General features: G+C 62.3%; 6 protein-coding genes, 1 pseudogene and 3 riboswitches. Of the genes and pseudogenes, 2 read left to right on the top strand and 5 right to left on the bottom strand.

Annotated elements, in window-relative coordinates:
• Window positions 1-166: 166 nt before the first annotated feature.
• The 4 genes from NFJ07_RS00035 to speB are packed head-to-tail and all read right to left on the bottom strand — an operon-like array spanning window position 167 to window position 5,485.
• Entirely contained in the window at window positions 167-1,462 is a 1,296-nt protein-coding gene (locus NFJ07_RS00035) for a D-arabinono-1,4-lactone oxidase (RefSeq protein WP_269991603.1), read from the bottom strand.
• A 28-nt stretch (window positions 1,463-1,490) separates the two neighbouring features.
• Window positions 1,491-3,014 carry an aldehyde dehydrogenase family protein gene (locus tag NFJ07_RS00030; protein WP_269991601.1) on the bottom strand — a complete coding sequence of 508 codons (1,524 nt, stop codon included), beginning with the start codon at window positions 3,012-3,014 and terminating at the stop codon, window positions 1,491-1,493.
• Between the two features lie 12 nt (window positions 3,015-3,026).
• Window positions 3,027-4,484: a purine-cytosine permease family protein gene (locus tag NFJ07_RS00025; RefSeq protein WP_269991599.1), complete on the bottom strand. Its 1,458-nt coding sequence runs from the start codon at window positions 4,482-4,484 to the stop codon at window positions 3,027-3,029.
• A complete protein-coding gene (gene speB, locus NFJ07_RS00020) occupies window positions 4,481-5,485 on the bottom strand; it encodes an agmatinase (protein ID WP_269991598.1) in 1,005 nt (334 codons plus the stop codon). Before speB ends, NFJ07_RS00025 begins: the two co-directional genes overlap by 4 nt.
• Window positions 5,486-5,704: 219 nt before the next feature.
• Between speB and NFJ07_RS00015 the strand changes: the two genes are divergently transcribed.
• Complete coding sequence (locus NFJ07_RS00015; RefSeq protein ID WP_269991597.1) at window positions 5,705-7,198, top strand: PucR family transcriptional regulator; 1,494 nt, start codon at window positions 5,705-5,707, stop codon at window positions 7,196-7,198.
• A gap of 118 nt (window positions 7,199-7,316) precedes the next feature.
• Here the strand turns inward: NFJ07_RS00015 and cycA are convergent, their stop codons facing one another.
• Complete coding sequence (cycA, locus tag NFJ07_RS00010; RefSeq protein WP_269991595.1) at window positions 7,317-8,795, bottom strand: D-serine/D-alanine/glycine transporter; 1,479 nt, start codon at window positions 8,793-8,795, stop codon at window positions 7,317-7,319.
• 51 nt (window positions 8,796-8,846) lie between these two features.
• A riboswitch (glycine riboswitch) is annotated at window positions 8,847-8,954 on the bottom strand.
• A gap of 1 nt (window position 8,955) precedes the next feature.
• A riboswitch (glycine riboswitch) is annotated at window positions 8,956-9,053 on the bottom strand.
• A 321-nt stretch (window positions 9,054-9,374) separates the two neighbouring features.
• A riboswitch (glycine riboswitch) is annotated at window positions 9,375-9,475 on the top strand.
• A 151-nt stretch (window positions 9,476-9,626) separates the two neighbouring features.
• Between cycA and NFJ07_RS00005 the strand changes: the two are divergent.
• Window positions 9,627-10,420: pseudogene (locus tag NFJ07_RS00005) on the top strand (glycine dehydrogenase (aminomethyl-transferring)); the annotation flags it as partial.

Here is a 10,420-nt window from a genome sequence, read left to right as displayed (position 1 = left end):
AAGGGGCTGGCTCCCAGGCCGCACGTCAGGGCCCACAAGATCCCCCGAGCTCGCCGCCCTGAAGGCCGGACGGCTCCGCGGCCCCAGCCGCACAGTCCGCGTCCCCGTTGGCGCGGACTCCCCCGAGGCGTCGCGGGAGGCCGGCCGACGGCGCAATTTCGAGGGATCAGCCCACCAGGGAGCGGGTGTGGTCGTTGAGGAATATGCCGCGCGGATCGAACTCCCGCCGTACTTGGATGAAGGTATCCAACTCCGGGTAGAGGCGTTCCAACCGGCTCCTGGTCATGAAGTGGATCTTTCCCCAGTGCGCACGCGGCTCGAATTCCTGCAGCACCGCATCGGCATCACGGAAGAACTGCCAGTAGTCGGTCCCAGGTTCGGTGGTCAGCGTGATGACGGTGGTGTCGCGTCCCTGGAATTGGGACATGTAGCCCTCGTCAGCCTTCACCCAGCGAACCTCCACGGGGTATTTCTGGTCAGAGTGCTTGGTTCGGATCAGGTTCTGGACGGCCTCGACGGCGGCCAGTCCAACCTCGCTCGGCACAAAGTATTCGAGTTCATGGAACGGCGTGGTGAATCCGCCCGGGTAAATACGGTACGAGCGGTCCAGCCGGGCACCTTCCGCACTCGAAACTTCGCCCTCGTCCTGGATCCGCGCGATATTGTACCGCTTGGTGTAGCTGCGGTTTGCCATGTTCAGACCTGGTGCACCCGGGAGGTCCAGGAGCTCGCACGAGCCTTCTTCCGGGCACCAGAGGAACGAGTAATGCCTGTTCGCATCGATGTCGGATTGCCATGTTGCGGTGGTCTCGGCCCAAGTGGGGTATGTGATCTGTTCTTGCAGGTAGTAGCGGTCCTCAACCGCCAACTCCACCTCGAGGAAAATCCCGAGCGTACCCAAAGCCACCTGTGCGGCCCTGAGTTCGCGGAGCTGCCCCTCGCCGATTTCGACGATCTCGCCGTAACCATTGATCAGCTTCACCCAACGGAGGCTCGACGAGAAGCTCCCCAGGTCCTTCCCGGAGCCGTGGGTGCTGGTTGAGAGTGCCCCCGCAATCTGCTGTTTGTCGATGTCGCCTTGGTTGGCCAGCGCGAGGCCTTGCTCCCACAGCGGGTCGCCGAAGGCATTGATGGTGGTACCGGCAAGGGCCCTGGCACGACGCCGGATGGGGTCAGTTCCGGTGATCCCCGATAGTGCGGACATGTCCATCAGGACGCCCCCCGTCTGGACCAGCGGCGAGGACGAATGCCCTGAGCCGACCGCCCGCACAGGCAGGCCTTCGCGGATCGCGAAACGAACGGCGTCGAGCGCTTCTTGCTCAGTCCGCGGCCGGACGGTGAAGGCCGGCGTGGCGCTCTGGTTCCCGCCCCAATTGGTCCAGGTGACGTCTGTTCCGAAAGGGGCCGGCGGGGTGGCCGCGCGTGGCGAGACTGATGTGTGGGGAAGGTTCGCGGTGGTCATTGCTAAGCTCCGTTGCTTGTCTGAACGCTCATGCGCCGTGGTTGATCATGACGTGCTTGGTGCGGGAGTAATCGTCCAGGGCGTAGAGCGAGAGGTCCCGGCCGTAGCCGGATCCCTTGAATCCGCCCCACGGTACCTCGCAAGCCAACACCAAGTGCGAATTGACCCAGACGGTTCCGAAGTCGAGTTGCTTCGGAACGCTCAATGAGAGGCTCGAATCCCGGGTCCACACCGAGGCGGATAGTCCATAGGGGCTCTCGTTCGCCCGTGTGATGGCCTCTTCGGTCGAACTGAAAGTCTCGACGGTGACCACGGGGCCAAAGATCTCGTGAGTGGCAACATGCGCCCCGGCCGGGACGTTGCTGATGACCGTGGGTTCGATGAAGTAACCCGGGCCTTCCAACGCAGAACCGCCGATGGCCATGTGCAGGCCGGCAGCTTTCGCCTCGGCCAGCGATTCCTTGACGCGTTCGAAGTGCGGGCGGGAAATCATAGGTCCGATTTCCACATCGTCCCCCGCCTCTGGAACCCCGACCACCAGGGTGCTGACTTCGCGCACCAGGTGTTCCGTGAACTCGGCGGCAACCGACTCGTGCACAAGTACGCGGCATGCAGCCCCACAGTCCTGGCCGGCGTTCCAGTAGCCGGCGTTTCGCACGCCGGCGGCGGCAGCGTGGAGGTCGGCGTCGGGAAATACAACAACCGGAGCCTTGCCGCCGAGTTCCAGATGGACGCGCTTGACTGATTTGGCTGCAGTCTCCGCCACTGCTTGTCCGCTGACAACGCTCCCCGTCAAGGCGACGAGGGCAACGTCGGGGTGTTCGGAAATCCGCTGTCCGACGGTTCGGCCCTGTCCTGTCACGACATTGAGGATTCCGTCCGGAATGCGGCCGGCCAGCAGCTCTGCAAGCTTGAGCGTCGAGAGCGGCGTCTGCTCGGACGGCTTGAGGACGATGCTGTTCCCCGCGGCAAGGATGGGCGCGATCTTCCAGGCGGCCATCAGCAGCGGGTAGTTCCACGGGGTGATGACGCCGACCACGCCCACGGGCTCCCTGAGGATCACCGAGGTGTGGCCGGTTGCATACTCGCCGCCAGCCATGGACGTCAGAGTGCGGGAAGCCCCGGCCATGAAACGGAACGTATCAATGGTGCTGGAAACATCGTCTTCCGCAACGGTTCGCGGCTTGCCGGTGTTGGCGGACTCGATGACTTCAAAGGCTTCACGATTGGTTTCAATGATGTTGGCGATCAGATTCAGAACCTCGGACCGCTCCTTCGGCGTGGTGGCGCCCCAGGATTTCTGCGCCGCCACGGCTGCTTCAACAGCAACGTCAACATCCGCGGCCGTGCCGGCCGTTACGGAGGCGATGACCTGCTCAGTGGTGGGGTCTACGACATCAATGAAGTGCGTGGAGGAACCCGCAACAAACGCTCCTCCAATGAAGTGCCCGCCAGGAGGCAGCGGCAGCACGCCTCCAAGGCTGTGAACCTCGGGGCTGCGGTTCGCGGGGGAGCGTCGGACGGTGAACTGTTCGGTGCCAGTGAGTGTCATGATTCTTCGCTTTCAGATGAGGTCAGTTGCAAGTACGGGCGCTGGAATGGGCTCGGCTTCCGGCTTCTTTCGAAACGTGCGTGCCGCGACGTAGTAGAGCGGAGCAACCACGACGAGGCCGATAATCCAGGAGAGGTCCACGCCGCCCATGGCCGCCGCGACGGGCCCGGTGTAGATCGCTGTTGCCGAGAATGGAAGCTGCACCAGGGCACCTGCCACGTAGGAACCGATCGCTACCCAGTTGAAGCGGCCGTACACTCCGCCGTCTCGCTTGAAGAAGTCCTCAACCCTGTAATCGCCGTGCCGGAGAAGGTAGTAGTCCACCAGGTTGATGGCCGTCCAAGGGACCAGCACATACATCAGGAAGGAGAGGAAGTTGGTGTAAAAGAGGATGAAATTGTCGCGTGCGAACAGCGAGATCAGGAGCGCGAATGTAAAGAGGATGATTGCCGCGACGCTTCGGGTCTTGGCGCGAGGCAACCAGTTCGGCTTGAACGTCTGCCCAATAGTGAGGCTGCACAGGACGCCGCAGTAGAGATTCATGGCGTTCGACGCTGCAACGCCGAGGCAGAAGATTCCCACGACTGCCAGGGTCCATGGCTGGAGCAACGCTCCCATGCTGCCGACGATTTCGACGTTGCCAGCGTCTGCGCCCATCGTGACCGCCAGGGTTCCCACCAATGCACCCAGGATCATCGGGAAGAGCGTGCCCAGGACGCAGCCTGAGTAGGAGGCCCAGAACGCCGGGGCCGAGCCGGTGCCTTGCGGCATGTAGCGGGAGTAGTCCGAGACGTAGGGAGCGTAGGCGAGTTGCCACAAGGCGGATACGGAGACGGTGGCCATGAAGCCAACCCAGTTGAAGTTTCCCTGGTACAGGAAAGTGGCAGGCAGACCGTGGACGAACATGATCCAGACGAAGGCCAGCAGCAGCGCCAAACCAGCCACGATGCTTAGGAAGCGTGCGTAGGCGTGGATGAGCCGGTAGCCGAAAATCGTGGCAACAACGCTCACGACCCCGATGATGATGATTCCTGCGTCAACACTGATGTCCGGGCTGACCGCGGCCATTGCTTCGCCGCCAAAGACAAGGTTCGCGGCGAAGAATCCGACGTACATGATCACCACGATGACCACGATCAGCAGCGCCCCGAAGGAGCCGAATTGGCCGCGGGTTTGGATCATCTGCGCCACGCCCAATTGCGGTCCCTGGGCGGAGTGGAGCGCCATGAAGATGCCACCGATGACGTTTCCAAGGATGATTCCCACGATGGCGGGCACAAAGCTGAGCCCGAACACCGTTGTTGCGAGTCCGCCGGTCACGATAGTCATGATCATGATGTTGGAACCGAACCAGATGGTGAAGAGGTCCCGGGCTTTCCCGTGGCGTTCATTCAACGGGATGGGCTGAATGGTCTTGTCTTCGAGCCGGGGCACTTCGGTGGCCGCGGCGGGATTGTTTCGGGTGCTCATGATGCGGTCCAGGAGGCTGCTTGCAATTCGCGGAGGGCGTTGGCGGAGGCCTTGCCGCGATTCACCATTAGCGCGAGGAGGTCGAAGACGAGGGTGGCCGCGGCTACGGTGGTGATGTCTGCGTGGTCGTAGGCAGGAGCGACCTCCACGACGTCTGCTCCGACGATATTGATGCCGTCCAGGCCGCGGAGCAGGGCCAGAAGCTCGCGGGAATGTAGCCCGCCCATCTCGGGAGTGCCGGTGCCCGGCGCGTAGGAGGGGTCCAGGACGTCGATGTCGATGGAGACATAGACAGGCGTGTCGCCCAGGCGGTCCTTGACGCGTTCGATGGCTGCCGGAACACCGATGACGTCCAGGTCAGAGCATCGGATGATCTGGAAACCGAATTCATGGTCGCGGAGGAAGTCGTTGCGGTCGTAGACCGGACCGCGGATGCCGACGTGCATCGACTTATCTTCCACAAGGAGGCCTTCCTCAAAAGCCCGCCGGAAGATGGTTCCGTGGGTGACCGGCTGGTCGAAGTAGGTGTCCCACGTGTCCAGATGGGCGTCGAAGTGCAGCAACGCGACCGGTCCATGCACCTTGTTCAAGGCCCTGAGCATGGGAAGGGCGATAGTGTGGTCGCCACCGATCGAGATGAGCTTCTTGTCCTCGCTGATCAGTGGCCGTGCCTGCTCCTCGATTTCGCGGACCGCCCGGGTGATATCGTATGGCGTGCAGGCGATGTCGCCAGCGTCCACAACCTGGACTTCGTACACAGGTTCGACGTCCAGTTCGGGGTGGTAGCCGGGACGCAGCAGCCGGGAGGCTTCGCGGACCGCGGCAGGACCGAACCGGGCGCCTGGCCGGAAGGACGTTCCGCCGTCGAACGGTACGCCGACGATCGCAATGTCGTAGTCCGGAACGCGGTCGATTTGGGGAAGCCTGGCGAAGGTGCCGAGACCTGCATACCGGGGGACTTTTGTTGCGTCGACGGGGCCGATGGGCTTGTGCTTTGTCATTCCGGGATCCTTTGTGCAGTGCTGCCGAGCGGCGATGCCCGCAGCGTTTCGGTGTTGCGATGGAGGTGCTCGCCTTTGAGCGGGAAGTAAGTAATCCAATTGTTAGTGACGTGCATCACGGCGTATAGCGGTAGATTGACTACAAATGGCCGAGGCTCTTATACATTTGTCTAAGGGCCCCTGAATTGGCCGGAAACCAACGCGCTGGGAGCATATTTCATGGCGATCACTGTGGCTGAGCTCGTAGCGGAACCCCAGCTCGGACTCACGCTTTTGGCCGGATCCACAGGCAGGGACAACCGAATCACCTGGGCACACACTTCTGACCTGCCGAGGCTGTGGGAATGGGTAACCGGCGGCGAACTGATGATGACCAACGGCCTGTCCATCCCGGCCGACGCACAAGGCCAAGTAGCGCTCGCCGAGGCGCTCGTCGATGCAGGCGCCAGCGCCCTGGCCATCGGGGAAAAGATGCATGCCCCGGATTTGTTGCCCGAGTTTCTGGAGGCATGCGAACTGCTGCCGCTGCCGCTGATCAGCATTCCGTATCCGTTGCCCTTCATCGCTATCGCGCGAGCGGTAGCTGAGGCTTCCTTGTTGGAGGAATCGCGGCGCCTGCGTCAGACGGCCCGGGTCTATGACCTGCTCCGTACGGCGGGAACATCCGAGGACCATTGGCAGGGCCTTATCCAAGGCCTTGAGGCCGAGCTCGAAGCGGACCTGTTCGTCGTGGACCGGCGCTGCCTTCATCCCTGGCATCCACATGGTGAGCCGCTGCCGGACTTCCTACAGTCGGAATTGGCCCCCTTGACAGGGCAGATACCCATGACCGGGAAGAAGTTCCAATGGCATCGGCTGCGGGACCGGCACGTGTTGATGATGGACATCCCCACCCACGCCAATGCGGTGCTGGTGGTGCTGCCGAAAAGCGATCCGCACCCTGACGCCGTCGTGCTTCTGCATGCGGCGACGGTGCTGGGGCTGGAACTCTCGCGGTCGGCCCTGTCCCTGGAAGGCCGGCATCGCCTGGCGGGCGAATTCCTCCTGCAGGCGTTCGATGGACGTCTCGGGGTCGCGGAACTGGAGATCAGACTCACTGCTTTTGATATTTCGGCGCAGAACTTCGTGATGGTTTCGATAGGGGCCGACGACGGCGAGCGGCTGGCAAACATTCACGTCGAACTCTGGCGCCACGGACTTCAGGCCGCTTGCCTACGGCGTCTCAATACACTTCATGTGGCAGTATCCGCGGCGGTGACAGACGACGTTTTGATCCACTGCGCGGGGCCCGAGGTCCGGATTGGCGTCAGCTCGCCTACGTCCGCCGGCGGCGCCCAACGTGCACTCCAAGAATCGCTGTGGGCGCTCGGTTCAGCGAAAGGCAATGCCGTAAACCTGTCCCGATACGCAGAGGGGCCCTCGTGGCTGGGACTCACCAGTTTCGAGGAGGGGACGGCATTGGTTCAGCGGCTGCTCGGCCCGATCTTCACGTACGAACAGAGCCAGGAAGGCGATCTCATCGTGACTTTGAAAACCTACTTAGACACCCAAAGGTCGTGGCAAAAGACCGCCGCGGCGCTCTTCGCCCATCGCCAGACCATCATCTACCGCATCCGGAAAATCAGCGAATTGACCGGGCTCGACATGACCGAAACGTCCACACTGGCCCAACTTTGGTTTGCGCTCCAGATTCATGAGGCGATGCATCAGTAAACCCCTCCCCCGGGCAGCACGACGCCGTCGCTCGCTTAGTGATGCGAGCGACGGCGTGTTCTCGATTTAGTTCAGTGGGCCCGGCGACGGTGCCGGGCAATGATTTGTGAGGCGGCTGTCATTGTCCGCCCCGGGCACCCGCGCGGATGGACACGTTTGCGGCATCCTGGTCCGACTGGAGCTCGTCCTGGAACCTCGCGTAGCGGGCCAGGTGGGCTGGACGGCGGCGGAGGAAGAACCATGCGACGCCGAGCATGATGAACCAGACCGGCGTGACGAGCAGTGCCGTCAGCGTGTCCGGCTGGGTGGTCAGCGTCCAGAGCACAAAAGCGAAGAACGCGAAGACCACCCACACCATGGGGAGCCCGCCGGGCATCTTGAACTTAGACGCGACGTGCAGCTGCGGGCGACGACGACGGAAGGCGATGTAGCTGGCCAGGATAATGGACCAGACGAAGACGAAGCAGACAGCGGACACGGTGGTGACCATATCGAAGGCCTTGCCGACGTCCTGTCCTGCGTACATCAGGACGACGCCGGAGAGCAGCAGCACGCAGGAGAGGAACAGGGCGTTGCGGGGAACCTTGCGCCGGGAGAGGCCACTGAACAGAGCCGGGGCGTCGCCCTCCTTGGCCAGGCCGTACACCATGCGCGAGGTGGAGTAGATGCCGGAGTTGGCCGAGGACATGGCCGAGCTCAGAACTACGAGGTTGACCACCGTGGCGGCTGCGCCGAGGCCGGCTAAGGAGAACATGGCGATGAAAGGGCTGTGGCCGGCGGCAAATTGGGTCCAAGGCGTGACGGACATCAGGATGATGAGGGCGCCCACGTAGAAAAGGAGCACCCGCACCGGGATGGAGTTGATCGCTCGGGGCAGGTTCTTCTCCGGGTCCTTGGCCTCTGCCGCGGTGGTGCCCACCAGCTCAATCCCCACGAACGCGAAGACGGCAATCTGGAAGCCGGCCACGAAGCCCATGAACTCATGCGGGAAGAAGCCGCCGTGGCTCCAGAGGTTGGCTAAGCTTGCCGGTCCGGCCTCGGACTGGAACCCGCTGAAGATCATGAACAGCCCCACCACGATCAGAGCCGCAATCGCGATGATCTTGATGAGGGCGAACCAGAATTCCGTCTCGCCGAAGGCCTTCACCGTGGTCAAGTTCAGCAGCAGCAGGATGGCGATGGTGGCCAGGCCCGGGATCCACAGCGGGAGGCTCGGCCAGAGTTCCTTTGAGTAACCGGCGATGGCAATGACATCCGCTATGCCGGTGATCACCCAGCAGAACCAGTAGGTCCAGCCAGTGAAGAAGCCTGCCCACGGACCCAGGAGGTCCGCGCCAAAATCGCTGAAGGACTTGTAGTGCAAGTTCGACAGCAGCAGTTCGCCCATGGCGCGCATGACGAAGAACAGCATGAAGCCGATGATCATGTACACGAAGATCACGGACGGTCCGGCCGCCGAGATGGTCTTGCCCGACCCCATGAACAGGCCCGTGCCGATGGCGCCGCCGATTGCAATCAGTTGGATGTGTCGGTTGCTGAGCTGCCGATCAAGATGCGGTGCTTCACTAGCTATGGCGGGTGGGTGATGAATCGTCATGAGGAACTCCATCGTTCAAGTGGCACCAGCGTGCCACGATGATTCGGGGTTCCTCCCCGCTCTGTATTGGACCTGAGAGATTCCGCGGTTCCGTGCTTTCGCATAGTTCCGCTTTGCACCGTCGGTGAGCCCGGGTTCCTGGGCTGCTTTCCAGAGTTGCCTTGCCGCGGCGGTACATGGGCCTGAGAGTTTCCTGGGGAGGATTTGCTCCTACGGCGCCTGCTGAATGTACCGGCAGGGCTCTCCCGCCGCAGATCATAAGCAGTATTCAGTTTGGGTGAAGCGAATCACGCAGGTGTGGAGGAAATTCAAACCAAACGACACCGCACGAACTGCGTGATTCTCAACAATCGTGGCCTTGGGGCCGTGTCGGCTGGTAACGTCCGTGGCTTGACTCCTTCTGGGCGGCCACCGACTCAGTGTGGGATAGGTCACCAAGGAATGTCAACTCCGCCTTGCCTCGTGATCTCCTCGCTTGATGACCCTCCGCCGATAGCTATTTCCGATACCGGATGTTGCCCCGGCGCTGACGTTGTGTGTATGGTGTGAGCCGAATCACCCAAATCTGAATATGCCTTTCGAACCGTGGCGGGAGAGTCCTCCCAGTCATCAACCGGGCAGGCGCCGTAGGAGCAAATCCTCCCCAGGAATCTCTCAGGCCCCCGTACCGCCGCGGCGAGGCAACTCTGGAAAGCAGCCAGGCTTCGGTCCGGCTCACCGACGGTGCAAGCGGGCAACCAAGCCTGCGGAATCTCTCAGGTCCAATACAGAGCGGGGAGGAACCCAAACCGAAGCCGTGCCACCGTGGCCGGCCCTACCTTGGAGTTCCTTTTGACTGTTCAATCAATCCCCACCGCTTTCGCGGACCGGCATATCGGCGTACGACGGGAAACCGACGTTGACATCATGCTCAAGTCTGTTGGCTACGATAGTGTCGATGGTTTGGTGGATGTCGCCGTCCCGGATTCCATCCGCCAGGACAAACCGCTCACCTTGGCCAACGCCCTCAGCGAGGTGGAAGTTCTGGCTGAACTTCGCAAGCTGGCGGCCAAGAATAAGACGGCCGTGCAGATGATCGGCCAGGGCTATTACGACACCGTCACTCCGCCGGTGATCCGCCGCAACATCCTCGAATCCCCGGCCTGGTACACGGCCTACACCCCGTACCAGCCGGAAATTTCCCAGGGCCGCCTCGAGGCACTGCTGAACTTCCAGACCATGGTCCAGGACCTCGTCGGCCTGCCCATCGCCAATGCCTCCCTGCTGGACGAAGCCACCGCCGTGGCCGAAGCGGTCCTCATGATGCGCCGGGCCAACAAGAACAAGACGGCCCATGACGGCAAGACCGTCCTGGACGCCGATTGCCTGCCGCAGACCATCGCCATCGTCAAGGGCCGCGCCGAGGCGCTGGGCTTCGAGGTGGAGATCGCGGACCTGTCCCAGGGACTGCCCGACGGCGATATCAACGGCATCGTGCTGCAGCAGCCGGGCGTTTCGGGCCGGGTGTTCGACCACTCTGCCGTGATCGCCGCCGCCAAGGAACGCGGTGCCCTCGTCACCGTTGCCGCGGATTTGTTGGCGCTGACCCTGATCACGCCTCCGGGCGAGCAGGGTGCCGACATCGC

The sequence above is a fragment of the Arthrobacter sp. B2a2-09 genome (assembly GCF_027587375.1).
Classification (GTDB): Bacteria; Actinomycetota; Actinomycetes; order Actinomycetales; family Micrococcaceae; genus Arthrobacter.
This window is presented reverse-complemented; position numbering and strand designations above follow the sequence as displayed.

Coding starts and splice junctions, on each gene's coding strand:
- NFJ07_RS00035 (WP_269991603.1), bottom strand. CDS start 1,462: ATGACCACCGCGAACCTTCCCCACACATCAGTCTCGCCACGCGCGGCC.
- NFJ07_RS00030 (WP_269991601.1), bottom strand. CDS start 3,014: ATGACACTCACTGGCACCGAACAGTTCACCGTCCGACGCTCCCCCGCG.
- NFJ07_RS00025 (WP_269991599.1), bottom strand. CDS start 4,484: ATGAGCACCCGAAACAATCCCGCCGCGGCCACCGAAGTGCCCCGGCTC.
- speB (WP_269991598.1), bottom strand. CDS start 5,485: ATGACAAAGCACAAGCCCATCGGCCCCGTCGACGCAACAAAAGTCCCC.
- NFJ07_RS00015 (WP_269991597.1), top strand. CDS start 5,705: ATGGCGATCACTGTGGCTGAGCTCGTAGCGGAACCCCAGCTCGGACTC.
- cycA (WP_269991595.1), bottom strand. CDS start 8,795: ATGACGATTCATCACCCACCCGCCATAGCTAGTGAAGCACCGCATCTT.